Origin of the sequence: Saccharothrix deserti, from assembly GCF_009769385.1 — a bacterium.
GTDB classification, from domain to species: Bacteria; Actinomycetota; Actinomycetes; order Mycobacteriales; family Pseudonocardiaceae; genus Actinosynnema; species Actinosynnema deserti.
This window is the reverse complement of sequence record NZ_VKAB01000015.1, coordinates 202,018-219,641: the sequence shown is the minus strand read 5'-3', so window position 1 is coordinate 219,641 and position 17,624 is coordinate 202,018. Positions and strand designations below refer to the sequence as shown.

Sequence of the window (17,624 nt, the reverse complement as noted above, 5' to 3'; positions counted from 1 at the left end):
ACATTGAGCCAGGTGGACTCAAGTCCGCCGGTGCTGGCAAACTTGAGCCGGTACCGCTCAACGCGGGGCTCTCACAGACGCACTACCAGGAGGAATCCAATGGCGCGAGCGGTCGGCATCGACCTGGGGACGACCAACTCCGTCGTCGCGGTTCTCGAGGGTGGCGAGCCGACGGTGATCGCCAACTCCGAGGGGTCGCGCACCACCCCGTCCATCGTGGCCTTCGCCAAGAACGGCGAGGTGCTCACCGGGCAACCCGCCAAGAACCAGGCGGTGACCAACGTCGACCGGACCATCCGGTCCGTCAAGCGCCACATCGGCACGGACTGGAAGACGCCGGACATCGACGGCAAGCAGTACACGCCGCAGGAGATCAGCGCGCGCGTGCTGATGAAGCTCAAGCGCGACGCCGAGGCCTACCTGGGCGAGGAGATCACCGACGCGGTGATCACCGTCCCGGCGTACTTCGAGGACGCCCAGCGCCAGGCCACCAAGGAGGCCGGCCAGATCGCGGGCCTCAACGTGCTGCGCATCGTCAACGAGCCCACCTCCGCCGCCCTGGCCTACGGCCTCGACAAGGGCGACAAGGAGCAGACCATCCTGGTCTTCGACCTCGGTGGCGGCACGTTCGACGTCTCGCTGCTGGAGCTGGCCGAGGGCGTGGTCGAGGTCAAGGCGACCTCCGGTGACAACCACCTCGGCGGTGACGACTGGGACCAGCGGATCGTGGACTGGCTGGTCGAGCGGTTCAAGCAGAGCAACGGCATCGACCTGACCAAGGACAAGATGGCGTTGCAGCGCATCCGCGAGGCGGCCGAGAAGGCGAAGATCGAGCTGTCCAGCTCGAACAACGCCTCCATCAACCTGCCCTACATCACCGTCGACTCGGACAAGAACCCGCTGTTCATGGACGAGACGCTGTCCCGGGCCGAGTTCCAGCGCATCACCAACGACCTGCTGGAGCGCACCCGCGCCCCGTTCAACAACGTGATCAAGGACGCCGGCATCAGCGTCGGCGACATCGACCACGTGGTGCTGGTCGGCGGTTCCACCCGCATGCCCGCGGTGGCCGAGCTGGTCAAGGAGCTGACCGGCGGCCGCGAGCCGAACAAGGGCGTGAACCCGGACGAGGTCGTCGCGGTCGGCGCGGCCCTGCAGGCCGGTGTGCTGAAGGGCGAGGTCAAGGACGTCCTGCTGCTCGACGTCACCCCGCTGTCCCTGGGCATCGAGACCAAGGGCGGCGTGATGACCAAGCTCATCGAGCGCAACACCACGATCCCGACCAAGCGCTCGGAGATCTTCACCACGGCCGACGACAACCAGCCGTCCGTGCAGATCCAGGTCTTCCAGGGTGAGCGCGACTTCGCGGCGGACAACAAGAAGCTCGGCATGTTCGAGCTGACCGGCCTGCCGCCCGCCCCGCGCGGCGTCCCGCAGATCGAGGTCACCTTCGACATCGACGCGAACGGCATCGTGCACGTGTCCGCGAAGGACATGGGCACGGGCAAGGAGCAGCGGATGACGATCACCGGCGGCTCCGCGCTGCCGAAGGACGACATCGACCGGATGATCAAGGACGCCGAGGCGCACGCGGAGGAGGACAAGCGCCGCCGCGACGAGGCCGAGGTCCGCAACCAGGCCGAGACGCTGGTCTACCAGACGGAGAAGGTCCTCAAGGAGAACGAGGACAAGATCCCGGCCGAGGTCAAGGACAAGGTCAACGCGGCCATCGCGGACACCAACGAGGCGTTGAAGGGCGAGGACATCGCCAAGATCCGCACCGCGGTGGAGAAGCTGGCCACGGAGTCCCAGGCCATCGGCCAGTCCCTGTACGCCAACGCGGCCCCCACGGGCGACGGGGCTGGTGCCACCGGCGGCGCGTCCACCGGTGACGCCCCGAAGGCCGACGACGTGGTGGACGCGGAGATCGTCGACGAGGACGAGAAGAAGTGACCCAGCCCGAGGAACAGCCCCACGTGGTGGTGCGCGACCGCAGGCGCGTCGACCCGGAGACGGGTCAGGTGCGCCCCCAGTCGGACGAGGCCCGGTCGTACGAGGACGGGCCGGTCGAGTCGCAGGGTGACGCCCCGGTCGAGTCCGAGGCGGGCTCCGCGGCGGGCCCCGCCGGTTCGGCCGGATCCGCCGGTTCGGAGGGCGGCGGCAAGCACGCCGCCCCCGACCTGCCGGACGAGACCGAGGCCGTTGCCGTCGCCGACGACCCGAGCGTCGAGCTGAAGGCGCAGCTGGACGAGCGGACCGCCGACCTCCAGCGGTTGACCGCGGAGTACGCCAACTACCGCAAGCGCGTCGAGCGCGACCGGGAACTGGTGATCACCACGGCCAAGGCGCAGGTGACCGGCGAGCTGCTGGGCGTGCTGGACGACATCGAGCGGGCCGGCGTGCACGGCGACCTCACCGGCGCGTTCAAGGCGGTGGCCGACAAGCTGGTCAGCGCGTTGCACGGCACCGGCCTCGAGCCGTTCGGGCACGAGGGCGAGGAGTTCGACCCGTCCGTCCACGAGGCCGTGCAGCACAGCACGTCCCCGGACGTCAGCGGGCCGACCGTCACCGCCGTGCTGCGCCGCGGCTACCGGTTCGGCGAGCGCGTGCTGCGGCCCGCGCTGGTCGCGGTGACCGACCACGAGCCGGCCTCCGAGCCGGCCGCTGAACCCGCCTCCGACCCGGGCGACACACAGGAGTAACCACCAGTGCGAAGTCGCGTCAGTAGTTCGTGGCTCATCCCAGGTCGATCACGCTCTTCGATCGTCCTGGGATCAGCCGCGAGCTGCCCGCCCCGCCGTGGAGCGGCGAATCGGCCACAGCCAGGCGACTTCGCCGCCGTCTGCGGAGCAGCGGCCATTGACACAGCAATGCGATAGAGGGGCCGTCCGTGAGCGCTCGTGACTGGATCGAGAAGGACTTCTACCGCGAGCTGGGCGTCTCCTCCGACGCGTCGGCCGACGAGATCAAGAAGGCGTACCGGAAGTTGGCGCGGGGGCTGCACCCCGACGCCAACCCCGGTGACGCCAAGGCCGAGGCGCGGTTCAAGGCGGTGTCCGAGGCGTACGGCGTGCTCTCGGACCCCGCCAAGCGCAAGCAGTACGACGAGGCCCGCCGCCTCTTCGCCGGAGGCGGCGGGTTCCCCGGCGGGTTCGGCACCGGTGGCGGCGGGTTCGACGTCGGCGACCTGTTCGGCCGTCAGGGCGCGCAGCAGCCCGGCGGCATGGGCGGGCTCGGCGACCTGCTCGGCGGCCTGTTCAACCGCCGGGGCGGCACGTCCGCGTCGGCGAGCAGGCCGCGGCGGGGCGAGGACGTCGAGACCGACGTCCGGATCGACTTCACCGAGGCGGTGAAGGGCGCGACCGTGCCCATGCGCCTGTCCAGCCCGGCGACCTGCGGCACGTGCGTGGGTTCCGGCGCGCGTCCCGGCACGTCGCCGCGGACGTGCACGAACTGCGGCGGCGCCGGCCTGGTGACCCGCAGCCAGGGCGCGTTCGCGTTCTCCGAGCCGTGCACCGACTGCCGGGGCACCGGGCGGATCGTGGACGACCCGTGCCCGGAGTGCGGCGGCGACGGCGTGAGCACGAAGACCCGGACCCTGACCATCCGCATCCCGCCGGGTGTGGACGACGGCCAGCGGATCAGGCTGGCCGGGCAGGGTGAGCCGGGGCGCAACAACGGGCCCGCCGGCGACCTGTACGTGCGCGTGCACGTCAACCCGCACCCGCTGTTCGGGCGGTCGGGCAACGACCTGACCGTGACCGTGCCGGTGACGTTCCCCGAACTGGCGCTGGGCACGACGTTGACCGTGCCGACGCTCGAGGGCAAGGTGACGTTGAAGGTTCCCGCGGGCACGGCCAGTGGCCGGGTGCTCCGGGCCAAGGGCAAGGGCATCGCCAAGCGGGACGGCCAGGTCGGCGACCTGCTCATCACGCTGAACGTGGCGGTGCCGAACAACATGGACGACGCGGCACGGGAGGCGTTGGAGAACTACGCGTCGGTGACGGCGAAGCACGACCCGCGCGCTGAGCTCAACGCCCTGTTGGAGAAGAGGTCGGTGTGAGCTTCCCGTTCCCGCCCGGCACCGACGAGGACACCCCGTTCTTCGTCATCTCCGTGGCGGCCCAGTTGTCCGGCCTGCACGCCCAGACCCTCCGGTCCTACGACCGGCTGGGGCTGGTGTCGCCGGGCCGCACTTCCGGCGGTGGGCGCCGGTACTCGATGCGCGACATCGTGCTGCTGCGGGAGGTGCAGCGCCTGTCCCAGGAGGAGGGCGTGAACCTCGCCGGTATCAAGCGGATCATCGAGCTGGAGAACGAGGTGGGTGCGCTGCGCGCCAAGGTGAACGAGCTGAGCGAACAGCTCGCGTCCGCCATGGCTGCCGCCGAGCACGCCGCCGCGTCGGTCCACGCGTCGTACCGCCGCGACTTGGTGCCCGTGCGGCACGAGACGGCCTTGGTCGTCTGGAAGCCGAACTCGAAGCGCTGACCAGCGGTTATACGCTTTCGGGTCGCGTCTGGCGCGGTTCGTCGGGGTCGCACGATCGGGTGATCATCACAAAGCCACCTCAGAAAACGCTGTTATATTCAACCTGAAACGTCGGTTGAAACAACGAGGAACCCGCGCAACCACCCCCATCCCCTCGCCCACCCCACCCCACCCCACGCCAACGCCAACGCCCACTCCCGCCCTCGCCCCGCCCTCGACGCCGACGCCGAACCCCGCACCGGACCGAAGCCAGCCAGACTGAAGCCGTGGACTACCTCTTCGTGCACGGCACCACCCAGTCACCGGCGGCCTGGCGTCCCGTGGAGGACCTGCTCCGCGGACGCGGCCATCGCACGGTCGCCGTCGACCTGCCCACCGACCAGCCCGAGCTGCGCGCCGTCGACTACGCCGCGATCGCCCGCGCCCAGGCGGGCGACATGCTCGCCCCGGTGCTGGTCGGGCACTCCGGCGCCGGCCTGCTGATGCCCGCCATCGCGCGTGCCGTCGGCGCGTCCCACCTGGTGTGGATCGCCGCGATGATCCCCGGCCCGGTGTCCCTGGCCGACGAGCTGGCCGCCGACACCGGCGAGATGTTCAACCCCGAGTGGCGGTCCCTCACCGAGCCGCCCACCGCGGACCCAGTGGTGGCGGCGTACTTCCTGTTCCACGACTGCGACCTGGCGGGCGTGCGCGCCGGCCTGCGGACCCTGCGCCTGTTCTACCCCGCCGCGACGTACCGCGAGGTCCACGAGCTGCCGGACCTGCCGTCGACCTACGTCCTGCCGCGCGAGGACCGCACGCTGCGGCCGTCCTGGATGCGCCGCGCCGCGCGTGAACGGCTCGGGGTCGACGCGATCGAGGTCGACGGTGGGCATTGCCCGCAGACCAGCAGGCCGGAAACCGTGGCCGCCGTGCTCGGCGCGGCGTGGTCGACGCCGGTGTGATCCGGCGCGGTGTGATGCGGCGGCTCGGTGTGATCCGGCGGCTCGGCGGTGTGATCCGGTTCGGCGTGCTCGGCTCGGCCTGAACCGGCTCGGCGCGGTTGGGCCTGGGCGCGAACCGGCCCGGCGTGATCTTGCTCGGTTTGCTCGGGCGCGGTGCGGCGTGAACCGGCTTGGGCGGCCTCGTTCGGCCTGTTCAGCCCGTTTGGCCTGGTCAGGGCGGTTCAGGGTGGTTCGGGACGGGCTTGGGTGGGGTCAGTCCAGGGTGAACGGGTCGTACTTGATCCGGTCCAGCGGTGTGCCGGCGACCAGCATCCGTGACACGGTCGCCCGGATCATCGACGGCGAGCCGCACACCAGCACGTCCCGGTCCTCCCACGCCCCGTAGCGCGTGACCACGTCGGCCAACGTGCCCTGCTCGACACCGCGCGCACCGGGGTCCGACTCCAGCACCGGCACGACCGTCAGCCACGGGTTGGTCATGGCGAACCGCTGGAGGTTGTCCAGGTCGTACAGGTCCTCGCGGGTCCGCCCACCCATGAACAGGTGCACGCGCGGGTTCTCGCCCCACTGCGCCATCTCGTCGATGATCGCGTGCATCGGCGCGACACCGGTCCCACCGGCGACCATCAGCACGTCCCGCCCGGCCTTGCGGTCGACGCTCAGCCGACCCATCGGCGGGCCGATGCGCCACACGTCACCGGGCTGGGTGTGGCCGACGATCGACCGGCTCACCCACCCGCCCTCGACCGAGCGGATGTGGAACTCGATGATGCCGTCGTCGCGGGGCGCGTTGGCCGGCGAGAAGTACCGCCACAGCCGCGCCCGCTGCGGCGTCTCGACACTCACGTACTGGCCGGAGCGGTACCCGACCGGGTGATCCGGTTGCAGCCGCACGACCGCCAGGTCCCAGCTCACCCGCTGGTGCTCCAGCACGGTGGCGTGCCAGTACGCCGGGCCGTCGTCGGCCGCCGCCGCCTCCTGCATGGCGCGGGCCATGATCGTGTACGCCTCGGCCCAGGCCATCTCGACCTGCGGCGTCCACGCGGGCCCCGCGAACTTCTTCACCGCCGCCAGCAACGCCGTGCCGACGGACTCGTAGTGCACGTTGATGACACCGAACTTGCGGTGGTCGCGGCCGAGTTGCCGCAGGAACGGGATCAGGTCGTCGGGTCTGTCCACCATCTGCACGACGTGGACCAGGGCGCGCAGCAGTCGGCTGCGCTGGACCTCCATGTTCGCGGGGAACATCTCACGGGTCGCCGGCGCGAGGCTGAAGAGCATGCCGTAGAAGAACTTCGCTACCTCTTCGGCGCGCGGCTCCACCACCGCGAAGCTCTCCCGGATCATCCGCACCATAGCGGTGACGCCAGGAGGAGGTTCTCGGTGTGGGGGGCTCGGGATGGGGCTCAACACAGCGTTCGCAGTCATGGTCCGGGCGCAGTCTCCACGTTTCTGGCGGCGCCAGCAAGGGCGCTACGTCCTCGTCAAGCTTCCATCCCCGACGATGGGACACTAACCCGCCAACTGGCCCATCGGCTCCTTGATGCCACCTTTGAGTGCAGTGCGGTTACGGAAGGTCACACACCGTTCCCTCGAACGGGTGGACATTCCCCTCCACGTATACCTAACGCGCGGCTTGCGGCCCACTCCTTGGTGCAAGGCCACACCACTCACCGCTCACGACCGCGCGTAACCATGCCCCAAATCGGTATGTCGGCCCTCCCGACCACTGTCCCGCCGTGCCGACCATGGGACGTCCGAGTACGGTCGGGCACGTTCACCCCACTGGCGGCCGGCGGACCGCACCGGTGCGGTGGGCCGCAGTGGCCTGTGGATTCCCACCTGCGGATTGTGGACAACTCGGGTGCCGGTGTGGACAACCTCGGACGACCGGCTGCGACATCCGGGTGACGGCCTCAGGAGAGTGCGGCACGCTCCGCTGCGCTGAGCTCGACGCAGAACTCGTTGCCCTCCGGATCGGCCAGCACGACCCACCCCCGACCGTTGGGTTTGCGCTGGTCGTCGACCAGGGTCGCGCCGATCCCCATCAGCCGCTCGACCTCGGCGTCACGGGTGGTCTCGGCCTGGAGGTCGAGGTGCACCCGGTTCTTCACCGTCTTGCCCTCCGGGACCTCGATGAACAGCAGTCCCGGTCCTTCCGCCAGTTCGACGAGCGCTTCGGGGTCACCCGGTTGGTCCTCGTCGCTCACCGGGCGGTCGGTGACCTGGCTCCACCACTGGGCCAGCGTGTAGGCGTCTTTGCAGTCGATGGTGATGTGGCGCACCAGTGAAGTCATGCGTAGATCCTCATGTGCCGGTCGATCGGCCGCACCCGAGTTTCACCGAGGCCCGGGTACGTGGCTCAGACCACACCACATCCACTAGGTTGAGTGAAACTGGCTCAACTTTTCTGACGTTGAGCGGGATGACGGCTGGTGCGGAACGCCGGCCCCTGCGCACGAACACCCGACCGAGGTGAGGAATGGACGCTTTCAACCCGACCACGAAGACCCAGCAGGCCGTGTCCGCCGCCGTGCAGGCGGCGACCATCGCCGGCAACCCCGATGTCGGCCCGGTCCACCTCCTCGGCGCACTCCTGGCCCAGGGTGACGGCTTGACCGCGCCCCTGCTGTCCGCCGTCGGCGCGGACCCGAAACAGGTGCACAAGGAGCTGGAACAGCTGGCCAGGGCCCTGCCCGCGGCCAGCGGGTCGTCCGTGTCCGCGCCCCAGTTCTCCCGTGACGCCGTCCGCGTGCTGGGCAAGGCGCAGGAACTCGCCACCGAGATGGGTGACGAGTACGTGTCCACCGAACACCTGCTGGTCGGCCTCGCCCACCACGGCGGCCAGGTCGCCGACCTCCTCCGCCGCCACGGTGCCGCCCCGGACTCGCTCAAGGAGGCGTTCAGCAAGGTCCGCGGCTCGGCGCGGGTCACCAGCCCGGACCCGGAGGGCACCTACCAGGCGTTGGAGAAGTACGGCGTCGACCTGACCGAACGCGCCCGCAAGGGCGAGCTGGACCCGGTCATCGGCCGCAACACCGAGATCCGCCGCGTCGTGCAGGTCCTGTCCCGCCGCACGAAGAACAACCCGGTCCTGATCGGCGAGCCCGGCGTGGGCAAGACCGCCATCGTCGAGGGCCTGGCCCAGCGCATCGTGGCCGGTGACGTGCCCGAGAGCCTGCGCGGCAAGAAGGTGGTCGCGCTCGACCTCGGCGCGATGGTCGCGGGCGCCAAGTACCGGGGCGAGTTCGAGGAGCGGCTGAAGGCCGTGCTGAAGGAGATCACCGACTCCGCCGGCCAGGTCATCACGTTCATCGACGAACTGCACACGATCGTGGGAGCGGGCGCGACCGGCGAGTCCGCCATGGACGCGGGCAACATGATCAAGCCCATGCTGGCCCGCGGCGAGCTGCGCATGGTCGGCGCGACCACGTTGGACGAGTACCGCGAGCACGTGGAGAAGGACCCGGCCCTGGAGCGCCGCTTCCAGCAGGTCTTCGTCGGCGAGCCGTCCGTCGAGGACACCATCGGCATCCTGCGCGGCCTCAAGGACCGGTACGAGGTGCACCACGGCGTGCGCATCACCGACGCCGCCCTGGTCGCCGCCGCCACCCTGTCCGACCGGTACATCACCGCCCGGTTCCTCCCCGACAAGGCGATCGACCTGGTGGACGAGTCCGCGTCCCGGCTGCGCATGGAGATCGACTCCCGCCCGGTCGAGATCGACGAGGTCGAACGCGCGGTGCGCCGGCTGGAGATCGAGGAGATGGCGCTGGCCAAGGAGTCGGACCCGGCCTCGATCGAACGCCTCGCCGCGCTGCGCGCCGAGCTGGCCGAGCAGCGCGAGGACCTGGCCGGGCTGACCGCGCGCTGGCAGAACGAGAAGGGCTCGATCGAGAAGGTCCGCGACCTCAAGGAGCAGCTGGAGCAGCTGCGCGGCGAGTCGGAGCGGGCCGAGCGCGACGGTGACCTGGGTCGGGCCGCCGAGCTGCGGTACGGGCGGATCCCGGCGTTGGAGAAGGAGCTGGAGGCGGCCACCCGCACCACCCAGGACGCCGCCGTGATGCTGAAGGAGGAGGTCGGGCCGGACGACGTGGCCGACGTGGTCTCCGCGTGGACGGGCATCCCGGCCGGTCGGCTGCTGGAAGGCGAGACGGCGAAGCTGCTGCGCATGGAGGACGAGCTGGCCAGGCGCGTGGTCGGCCAGGCCGAGGCCGTCCGGGTCGTGTCGGACGCGGTCCGGCGCACCCGTGCGGGCGTGGCGGACCCGGACCGGCCGACCGGTTCGTTCCTGTTCCTCGGCCCGACCGGTGTCGGCAAGACCGAGTTGGCGAAGGCGCTGGCGGAGTTCCTGTTCGACGACGAGCGGGCGATGATCCGGATCGACATGAGCGAGTACTCCGAGAAGCACTCGGTGGCCCGCCTCGTCGGCGCGCCTCCCGGTTACGTCGGCTACGACCAGGGCGGTCAGCTCACCGAGTCGGTGCGCCGCCGTCCGTACTCGGTCGTGCTGCTGGACGAGGTCGAGAAGGCCCACCCGGACGTGTTCGACGTGCTGCTCCAGGTGCTGGACGACGGCAGGCTCACCGACGGCCAGGGCCGCACGGTCGACTTCCGCAACACCATCCTGGTGCTGACCTCGAACCTCGGCTCGCACGTGATCGCGGACGCCAACCTGGACGAGCGGCAGCGCAACGACGCGGTCATGTCGGTGGTCCGGACCCACTTCAAGCCGGAGTTCCTGAACCGGCTGGACGACGTCGTGGTGTTCCACTCGCTGGCGACCGAGGAGCTGACCTCCATCGTGGAGATCCAGGTCGAGCGGCTCGCCCGGCGCCTCGCGCAGCGCCGGCTGACCCTCGAGGTCACGCCCGCCGCGCGCGAGTGGCTGGCCCTGAACGGCTTCGACCCCGTGTACGGGGCCCGGCCGTTGCGGCGGCTGGTGCAGTCGTCCATCGGTGACCAGCTGGCGAAGGAACTGCTGGCCGGCGAGGTGCGGGACGGCGACACGGTGAAGGTCGACGTGCTGGACGACCAGTCCGGCCTGATCGTCGGCAGGGCTTGATCGTCGGCCGCTCCTGAACGCTGCTGCTCCGCAGGGGTCCCCCGCCCAGGGGGACCCCTGCTTTTATCCTGCCGGAACGGACCGACACTCCCGAGTGGTCAGGGCCTGTCTGTGGACAACCGCCCTGCCTGTGGACAACCGCGGAACAGGGGTGGAACGGGAACGGCTGCCCGGTCCGGCCCCGCGATCCGGGTAACAGCTTGATCCGTTTGCGCGAACCACGCCCCAAGTGATCTTCGTTTGTTCACCGCCGCCCGCTACTCTCGCACCGTGGGCATACCGGCGTGGGTCTGGTTCACCGTCGCCGCGGTAGCGGGCGTCGCGGGGTTCGCCCTGCTCGCGACCGACCGGGCGCAACGAACCGCACGGAACCGCGAACGCCGCCGATGGGCGGCGCTGCGCGGCTGGCAGTTCGAGGAGACCGACCACGTGCTGCCCACACGCTGGGAGAGCGGCGCGATCGCCTACTACGGCGCGGGCGTGGCGAAGGACGTGGTCGCGGGCTCCACCTTCACCGCGGACGGCCGCCGCCAGGTCTACGTGCTCGACCACGAGACCAGCGGCAAGGTCAACTCGGTGCTGGTCGGCGTGCGCTGCCGGCGGGCGTTGTCCGTGGTCGTCGAGCTGTGGCTGCCCAGCGTGCCGTTCCAGCGCGACCAGATGCCCGACCTGCTCGGGCCGGTCGGCTCGCGGTACGCGTTCGTCAGCGAACTGCCCGCCGCGCGCAAGCTCATCACCCCGGACCTGGTGGACGCCGCCGAGGAGATCGGCGCGGACGTCACCGTGGTCTGGCTCGAGAACGACTGGGTGATGGCCGCCGCACCGCCCAACTCCACCCCCGCCCGCCTGGAACGACTGCTGCGCGACCTGGGAGAGCTGGCCGACGTGATCGATCCGTTCGACGCGGACCCCGAATCCGACACCGGTGGCGAAGTGCACCGCCCGCAGTTCGGGCGCAAGCCGTGACGCCGCCGACCGCGCTGGTGACCGGCCCGACGTCCGGCATCGGCGCCGCGTTCGCCCGCAGGCTCGCCGCCGAGGGCCACGACCTGGTGCTCGTCGCCCGATCGGTGCAGCAGTTGGAGGAGACGGCGGCCAAGTTGCGCGCCGCGCACGGAATCACCGCCGAGGTGCTGCCCGCCGACCTGTCCACCCACGACGGTCGTGCCGCGGTCGAGGACTTCCTGGCCAAGCGCGAGGTCGACCTGCTGGTCAACAACGCGGGCTTCGCGATCTCCGGCGAGTTCTTCACCGCCGACCCGCTCGAACTCCAGTCCCAGCTCGACGTGAACGTGACGAGCGTGCTGCGGCTGACCCGCGCGGTGCTGCCCGGCATGGTGGCGCGCGGCCGCGGCGCGGTGATCAACGTGTCCAGCGTGGCGAGCTTCCTGCCCGGCCGCGGCACGACGTACAGCGCGGACAAGGCGTGGGTGACGGCGTTCTCCGAGGGCATGGCGATGGCCACGGCGGGCACCGGTGTGCGGGTGATGGCGCTGTGCCCCGGTTTCGTGCGCACCGAGTTCCACGAGCGCGCGAGCATCGACATGTCGAAGACGCCCGACCTGCTCTACCTCGACGCGGACCGCGTGGTCCACGACGGCCTCGCCGACCTGCGCGCGGGCAAGGTGCTGTCCATCCCGGGCGCCCAGTACAAGGCCATCACGGTGTTCGCCCGACTCGTTCCGCGCGCTCTGCTCCGGCGGATAGCCTCCCGTGCGGCGGGCGGACGAGGTCGCACCTAGATCGACGGGAACCTGAACCCGGTCCGGTCCGTCCCACTCCACTAGTTGGAACAGGGAGGAACCGTCCATGGGTGAACAGTTCAGTGTGGAGCCACCGGAGCTCCGCGGGTACAGCGAGTTGCTGACCCGCAACGCGCAGCACTTCATGACGATCAAGGACCACGCGATCGCCAAGGGCGGCGACACCTCCGGCTTCACCGGCCTGCTGTCGCTGTTGCAGCCCATCGTCACCGGCGTCGCCAACCTGTACGGGGAAACCCTCGACTTCGCCAACCAGATGATGGTCAAGGAAGCCGAAGGCCTGAACAAGGCCGCCGACATGTACGACAAGGGCGAGGAGATGGTGATGGGCCTCCTCGACAAGGTGCTGGCCGAGCTGCACGGCGTCGCCGAAGCGCCCTCCCTCGGAGGTGGCGGCCGATGACCGCGTACGCGGACGTCGAAGACCCGTCGGTCGCGCTCAACGCGGCGGCGGAGGACCGGCCCGGTCGGCAGACGACCAAGGAGCTCATCGAGAAGGCCGGCTGGAAGATCCAGGGCGTCAACTGGATCTACGAGAAGGTCACCGGCGAGAACCTGCTCGACGCGCTGATCAAGCCGCTGCTCGGCGATTTCGACAAGATCGACGAGAACGCCAACGCCTGGGACCGGGTCGCCAAGGCGCTGGACTCCGTGCGGCACAACGTCGACGCGGGCGCCGAGCAGCTGTCGTCGCACTGGGACGGTGAGGCGGCCAAGGCGTTCGAGACGCGCATGGGGACGATGTGGGTCGTCGCGATCGAGGCGGACTCGCAGGTCGCGCGGATCATCGGCAACCAGTTCCGGTCGACGGCGAAGACCTGCCGCACGGCGTGCGGTCTCGCGTTGACGTTGCTGGACATGCTGGTCGGCAAGCTGATGGAAGCCGCGATGACGGCGTGGATCCCGGTCGTCGGCTGGGGCCGTGCGGTGTGGATGGTCTACGACGCGATCCAGATCGTGGACGCCATCCGCAAGATCATCATTGCCATCGAGACGCTGATCGAGGGCGTCCAGGGCATGATCGACGGCATCGTCGCCATGGGCACCGCGCTGTCCAAGCTCAAGGACGTGCGCGACGTCAGCGACCTGCTCGACGTGGTCGACGGGTACCAGGACGGCAAGGAGAAGTACGACAACGGGCTGGCCGCGGCGAAGTCCGGGGCGATCGGTGTCGCGTGGAACGGGTACAAACTCGGCAAGGCCGGTAACGCGGCGAGCGGTCGTTACAGTCAACCGCCGCCGACGACGGCGCCCGCGCCGGCCGACTCGGGTGCCGGTGGAGGTGGTGGGCAATGACGTTCCCGTACGACAAGGCGCGGCTGGACGCGCTGGTCGCCGACGTGGAACAGCGCATGGCGAACGTCGAGCAGACCGCGCGTGCGGCGAGCCAGGTGCAGCTGCGGTCGCGTGGGATGACGCAGGCCGACTTCGCGGAGATCTCGCGGTTCGCCAACAGCCCGGGTGCGCCCCGGGAGCTGAAGGAGCTGGCGCGGCGGGTGGACGCGGGCGAGATGTCCTGGGAGGACATCGCGTCCGGCCGTGCGGTGGACGACGAGGGCGTGCAGCGGGCCATGCAGACCGGTCTGCCGGACTTGCAGCGCGCGTACACGGCGATCCAGGAGGGTGACGACCCCGAGGACGTCATCTCGGCGGGCACGCCCCGGCCGGGTGGGCGCGGCGATGATGACGACGACGAGCCGAACAAGTTCACCGAGGACGCCTGGTAGCGGGGCGCGGTCTCGGTCAAGTCAGGCCGGCGGGCGCGGGCGGTCGGATCACCGGACGTGGGACGCCGCCCTCCCCTCGGCAGCCGTCCCGGCGGGACTGGTTCCACCCGGATGGGTGTTCCGGCTGGGCTCTCTTCACGGCCGGCGGTCCTCAGTAGTCGGACTGTCCACAGGCGCGGACTGACCGCCCGGAATTGTCGGACCCTTGGGGCAGAATAAAAGCAGGGGTCCCCTTGGCGGGGACGCCTGCGTAGCCGTTGGTCTGGGTGGCGGCGACTGCGAGGACTGCGGCGACCGTGGTGGCCGCAGTACCGGCTGGTTCGGCTGCCGGTAGGTCGGCTGGTCGGCTGACCGATGGGCCGCGCAGACCGATGGGGCCGACTGACCGGGGTCCGCTTACCGAGGTCCGCTGAACGGTGGGCCGGCACCGACCGACCCCCTCGAGTCAGGTCAACGTGGGGAAGTCGAACCCGCCGCCGCTGGTGTGGTTGGTCCCGACCCCGCGCACGATGTCGTACGCGACGGCCGCCGCGATCGCCAGCGACCGGACCGGGTCGGGCGTGCCGGGGCGGATGTTCAGCACGTCCCGCCGCACCCGCCGACCGTCGCGCTTGGTGATGGCGCCGGGGCTGAACGAAGCCACCTCGTGCAGCAGGCACAGCCGCTGGCCGGCCGGGTCGAGCAGACCGTACGCGCCGTGCCCCTCGTGCCGCACCGCACCGACCGCCGCGCCGTTCGGCCACGTCACCTGCGTCGGCGGCTTCCCCGCCCCCTTGCGGATCAGCAGGACCTGCCGACCGCGGTCGGCCACGACGAGGTCGAACTTCGTGCGCCCGGAGAACGCGGTGGCGCGCAAGAGCTTCCGCAGCGGTCCCAGGAGTTTGCGCTCGGAGACCGACGCGACCAGCCCGCCGTGCCCGTCGTAGACGTCGCTTCGGTACCTGGTGCCCAGCAGGTGGCGCAGCGCGCCCCAGGGCTGCTCGATGATCAAGGTGTCGGTGCCGGGAAGGGTCACGGTGTGCCAGCGTACGGCGCGGTATGACACTCTTGGGACCCGTGCGAGCTGAAGTGGTTCTGGACGCCGCGGCGAAAGCCGAACTGGCGCGACTGGTGAGCGAGTTGGCCGTGGTCCACGGCAAGGTCACGCTGTCCTCGGGCAAAGAGGCCGACTACTACATCGACCTGCGCCGGGCGACGCTCCACCACGCCGCCGCTCCCCTGATCGGCAAGCTGCTGCGGCAGCTCACCGCCGACTGGGACTACGTCGCGGCGGGCGGGCTGACGTTGGGCGCCGACCCGGTGGCGTGCGCGATGATGCACGCCGCGGCCGCGGCGGGTGAGGTGTTGGACGCGTTCGTGGTGCGCAAGGCGGCCAAGCAGCACGGCATGCAGCGCCAGATCGAGGGCATCGAGGTCGCCGGGCAGCGGGTGCTGGCGGTCGAGGACACCTCCACCACCGGTGGCAGCGTGCTGACCGCCGTCGAGGCGCTGCGCGCGAACGGCGCCACGGTGATCGGCGTCGCGACCGTCGTCGACCGCGGCACGGGCGCGCGCGAGGTGATCGAGGAGGCCGGGCTGCCGTACCGGTACCTGCTCGACCTCGCCGACCTGGGCCTCGCCTGACATGGTGAGCGCGCTGGTCCTGCTCCTGGTGATCGTGGCGATCCTCGGTACCGGGGTCGCCGTGGGGTTGTCGCGCCGCAAGCGGAACCCGTTCACGAACCAGCAGTTCGTGAACCAGTGGGAGCAGCAGATGCGGGCGCTGGAGGCGTCCCTGGGGTGGCGGTTCGTCGCCGAGGACCAGGGCTTCCAGGAACGGGTGCCGCAGATCGGGCGGATGCTGGAGGCGGACCGGAGCCGGGTGAAGTTCCAGCTCGTCGGCCACTGGCGCGGTGTGCCCGTGCTGGCGGTCGAGGTGGTGTTCCGCGCGGACAACGTGGTGACGTCGGAGTACCGCACCTACACGGTGGTCGTGGTGCCGCGCCCGATGCCGGGGCCGTGGGTGCTGATCAGCCCGCGCAACGACACCGTGTGGGGGCTGTTCGAGCAGTTCGTGACCACCGGCGACCCGGTGTTCGACGGCCGCTACGAGGTGCGCCGCAAGAACCCCGCGTTCGCGTCGGCGCTGCTCGGCTCGGGCCTGACCCAGGCGTTGCTGCACGACCCGCGGGCGAACGGGGTGGCCATCGCGTTCGACGAGCACAACCTGGCCGCCGCCGTGCCCGGTCCGCTGTTGCAGGCGCCGCTGGGCCACCTGGCCGACCTGCTGTCGGACTTGGCCGGCCGGGTGCCGTGGCAGGCCCTGCCGAGGGGGTGAACCGCCGACCCGACTTCTGCGTAGTACCCGTAGTCAACCGGCGTTATTTCCCGGGCGCGTGATCGCTTTGCGGCCTACTCTGGCAGCAGGGAGGTCGCTATGGTCGCGCGCGCGTTCGCCGAGCTGGTCATGGTGGTGCACTTCGGGGTTCTGGTCTTCCTGGTGGTCGGGGGCTTCCTGGCCTGGCGCTGGCCGAGGGTGCTGTACTTCCACCTCGCGATGGCCACCTGGGGCCTGCTGGTCGTGTTGTTCCCGATCGCCTGCCCCCTCACCTGGCTGGAAAACGAGTTCCGCTCCGCCGCCGGCCGCCCGCCGCTCGCGAGCGGGTTCATCGACACCTACATCGACGGCGTGCTGTACCCGGACTCGGCCGCACGTCTGGTGCAGCTCGTGGTGGCGCTCGTCGTCGTCACCTCGTGGGCCGGTTACTACCTCAAACGCCGCGTTGAACAGACCTCACCGAGCCGAACCGGGGCTTGTCCCTGAGCGGCACGGTCTCGGCGTCGCTCACCGTGCGCGACCTGCCCGGCTACCGGAAGGTCGGGTTGGAGCTCGACATGCCGTCCGCGGCGGCGTGACTACGATCGCTCCGGTCTGCTGACAGCGGGAGTGACGTGGTCGGGCAAGTGGTCCTCGAGGGGTTTCACGCGGTCAAGCACGCGGTTCGGTTCGGGGCCGTGGTGGGGCGGGTGGTGGTGCTCGATCGGGAGAAGGCGCTCGGGTTGGCCCGGTCCCACGCGCCTGACCTGGTCGGGGTGTTCGAAGAGCGGGCCGAGGTGGTGGGGGCCGCCGAGTTCGTGCGGGTGATCGGGCGGTCGCACCCGACCGGGGTTGGCGGGGTGGCTGAACGGCCCGTCGACCGGGTGGGGATCTTGGATCGGACCTCGCCGTTGGTGTTGTTGGACAACCCGCGGAACCTGGGGAACTTCGGTGCGGTGATCAGGGTGGCGGCGGGGCTGGGGGCCGGTGGGGTCGTGTCGCTCGGTGACGTCGATCCGTGGCACCCGAACGTGTTGCGCGGTAGTGCGGGGTTGCACTTCGCGTTGCCGGTCGGGCGGTTGGAGGGCGTGGAAGAGGTCGAGGGCGTGGTGATCGCGTTCGACGCCGGCGGGCGGGCGTTGCGGGACGTGCGGATCCCGGACGACGCGGTGCTGGCCTTCGGCTCGGAACGGCACGGGCTGTCGGACGAGGTGCGGGGGCGGGCGGATCTCGTCGTCTCGTTGCCGATGCGGCCGAAGGTGTCCAGTTACAACCTGACCACCAGCGTCGCCATGGGGCTCTACCACTGGGAGCTGTTCCGGCGAGCTTCTTGACGGTTCA

General features: G+C 70.3%; 18 protein-coding genes. 15 read left to right on the top strand and 3 right to left on the bottom strand.

The window, feature by feature from the left end:
* Nucleotides 1-99: 99 nt before the first annotated feature.
* The 5 genes from dnaK to FM051_RS24715 all read left to right on the top strand — a co-directional run bounded on the left by dnaK (nucleotide 100) and on the right by FM051_RS24715 (nucleotide 5,432).
* A complete protein-coding gene (dnaK, locus tag FM051_RS24735; RefSeq protein WP_158847270.1) occupies nucleotides 100-1,953 on the top strand; it encodes a molecular chaperone DnaK in 1,854 nt (617 codons plus the stop codon).
* On the top strand, nucleotides 1,950-2,702 hold the full coding sequence (grpE, locus tag FM051_RS24730; RefSeq protein WP_158847267.1) for a nucleotide exchange factor GrpE: 753 nt from the start codon (nucleotides 1,950-1,952) through the stop codon (nucleotides 2,700-2,702). Before dnaK ends, grpE begins: the two co-directional genes overlap by 4 nt.
* A gap of 188 nt (nucleotides 2,703-2,890) precedes the next feature.
* Nucleotides 2,891-4,063 carry a molecular chaperone DnaJ gene (dnaJ, locus tag FM051_RS24725; protein ID WP_158847265.1) on the top strand — a complete coding sequence of 391 codons (1,173 nt, stop codon included), beginning with the start codon at nucleotides 2,891-2,893 and terminating at the stop codon, nucleotides 4,061-4,063.
* Nucleotides 4,060-4,488: a heat shock protein transcriptional repressor HspR gene (locus tag FM051_RS24720; protein ID WP_158847263.1), complete on the top strand. Its 429-nt coding sequence runs from the start codon at nucleotides 4,060-4,062 to the stop codon at nucleotides 4,486-4,488. The genes dnaJ and FM051_RS24720 overlap by 4 nt, the downstream gene beginning before the upstream one ends.
* A gap of 266 nt (nucleotides 4,489-4,754) precedes the next feature.
* Nucleotides 4,755-5,432 carry an alpha/beta fold hydrolase gene (locus FM051_RS24715; RefSeq protein ID WP_158847261.1) on the top strand — a complete coding sequence of 226 codons (678 nt, stop codon included), beginning with the start codon at nucleotides 4,755-4,757 and terminating at the stop codon, nucleotides 5,430-5,432.
* Nucleotides 5,433-5,684: 252 nt separating this feature from the next.
* On the opposite strand, the gene FM051_RS24710 is transcribed toward FM051_RS24715, so the two are convergent.
* Both FM051_RS24710 and FM051_RS24705 read right to left on the bottom strand, forming a co-directional pair.
* The gene (locus FM051_RS24710) at nucleotides 5,685-6,788 is read right to left on the bottom strand and encodes an FAD-binding oxidoreductase (RefSeq protein ID WP_158847259.1); all 1,104 of its coding nucleotides are present in this window, start codon (nucleotides 6,786-6,788) and stop codon (nucleotides 5,685-5,687) included.
* A 560-nt stretch (nucleotides 6,789-7,348) separates the two neighbouring features.
* The gene (locus tag FM051_RS24705; RefSeq protein ID WP_158847257.1) at nucleotides 7,349-7,729 is read right to left on the bottom strand and encodes a VOC family protein; all 381 of its coding nucleotides are present in this window, start codon (nucleotides 7,727-7,729) and stop codon (nucleotides 7,349-7,351) included.
* Nucleotides 7,730-7,914: 185 nt separating this feature from the next.
* Between FM051_RS24705 and clpB the strand changes: the two genes are divergently transcribed.
* The 6 genes from clpB to FM051_RS24675 all read left to right on the top strand — a co-directional run bounded on the left by clpB (nucleotide 7,915) and on the right by FM051_RS24675 (nucleotide 13,987).
* Nucleotides 7,915-10,497 carry an ATP-dependent chaperone ClpB gene (gene clpB / locus FM051_RS24700; protein WP_158847255.1) on the top strand — a complete coding sequence of 861 codons (2,583 nt, stop codon included), beginning with the start codon at nucleotides 7,915-7,917 and terminating at the stop codon, nucleotides 10,495-10,497.
* Nucleotides 10,498-10,767: 270 nt separating this feature from the next.
* Nucleotides 10,768-11,463, top strand: a complete 696-nt coding sequence (locus tag FM051_RS24695; protein ID WP_158847253.1) for a type III secretion system chaperone family protein — start codon at nucleotides 10,768-10,770, stop codon at nucleotides 11,461-11,463.
* Nucleotides 11,460-12,239 carry an SDR family NAD(P)-dependent oxidoreductase gene (locus FM051_RS24690; RefSeq protein ID WP_158847252.1) on the top strand — a complete coding sequence of 260 codons (780 nt, stop codon included), beginning with the start codon at nucleotides 11,460-11,462 and terminating at the stop codon, nucleotides 12,237-12,239. The genes FM051_RS24695 and FM051_RS24690 overlap by 4 nt, the downstream gene beginning before the upstream one ends.
* A 67-nt stretch (nucleotides 12,240-12,306) precedes the next feature.
* Nucleotides 12,307-12,663 carry a hypothetical protein gene (locus FM051_RS24685; RefSeq protein WP_158847250.1) on the top strand — a complete coding sequence of 119 codons (357 nt, stop codon included), beginning with the start codon at nucleotides 12,307-12,309 and terminating at the stop codon, nucleotides 12,661-12,663.
* Nucleotides 12,660-13,556 (top strand): WXG100 family type VII secretion target, encoded by an 897-nt coding sequence (locus tag FM051_RS24680; protein WP_158847249.1) that lies wholly within the window; start codon nucleotides 12,660-12,662, stop codon nucleotides 13,554-13,556. The genes FM051_RS24685 and FM051_RS24680 overlap by 4 nt, the downstream gene beginning before the upstream one ends.
* A complete protein-coding gene (locus tag FM051_RS24675) occupies nucleotides 13,553-13,987 on the top strand; it encodes a hypothetical protein (RefSeq protein WP_158847247.1) in 435 nt (144 codons plus the stop codon). The genes FM051_RS24680 and FM051_RS24675 overlap by 4 nt, the downstream gene beginning before the upstream one ends.
* Nucleotides 13,988-14,432: 445 nt before the next feature.
* Here FM051_RS24675 and FM051_RS24670 read toward each other — a convergent pair whose 3' ends face one another.
* Nucleotides 14,433-15,002 carry a hypothetical protein gene (locus FM051_RS24670; protein WP_158847245.1) on the bottom strand — a complete coding sequence of 190 codons (570 nt, stop codon included), beginning with the start codon at nucleotides 15,000-15,002 and terminating at the stop codon, nucleotides 14,433-14,435.
* Between the two features lie 53 nt (nucleotides 15,003-15,055).
* On the opposite strand from FM051_RS24670, the gene pyrE reads away from it, so the two are divergent.
* The 4 genes from pyrE to FM051_RS24650 all read left to right on the top strand — a co-directional run bounded on the left by pyrE (nucleotide 15,056) and on the right by FM051_RS24650 (nucleotide 17,617).
* Nucleotides 15,056-15,610, top strand: coding sequence for an orotate phosphoribosyltransferase (gene pyrE, locus FM051_RS24665; protein WP_158847496.1), 555 nt, complete (start codon nucleotides 15,056-15,058; stop codon nucleotides 15,608-15,610).
* Between the two features lie 4 nt (nucleotides 15,611-15,614).
* Nucleotides 15,615-16,304: a hypothetical protein gene (locus FM051_RS24660; protein ID WP_158847243.1), complete on the top strand. Its 690-nt coding sequence runs from the start codon at nucleotides 15,615-15,617 to the stop codon at nucleotides 16,302-16,304.
* Nucleotides 16,305-16,403: 99 nt separating this feature from the next.
* A complete protein-coding gene (locus FM051_RS24655; protein ID WP_158847241.1) occupies nucleotides 16,404-16,790 on the top strand; it encodes a DUF2784 domain-containing protein in 387 nt (128 codons plus the stop codon).
* A 128-nt stretch (nucleotides 16,791-16,918) separates the two neighbouring features.
* The gene (locus FM051_RS24650) at nucleotides 16,919-17,617 is read left to right on the top strand and encodes a TrmH family RNA methyltransferase (RefSeq protein WP_158847239.1); all 699 of its coding nucleotides are present in this window, start codon (nucleotides 16,919-16,921) and stop codon (nucleotides 17,615-17,617) included.
* The last annotated feature ends 7 nt before the right edge of the window (nucleotides 17,618-17,624 follow it).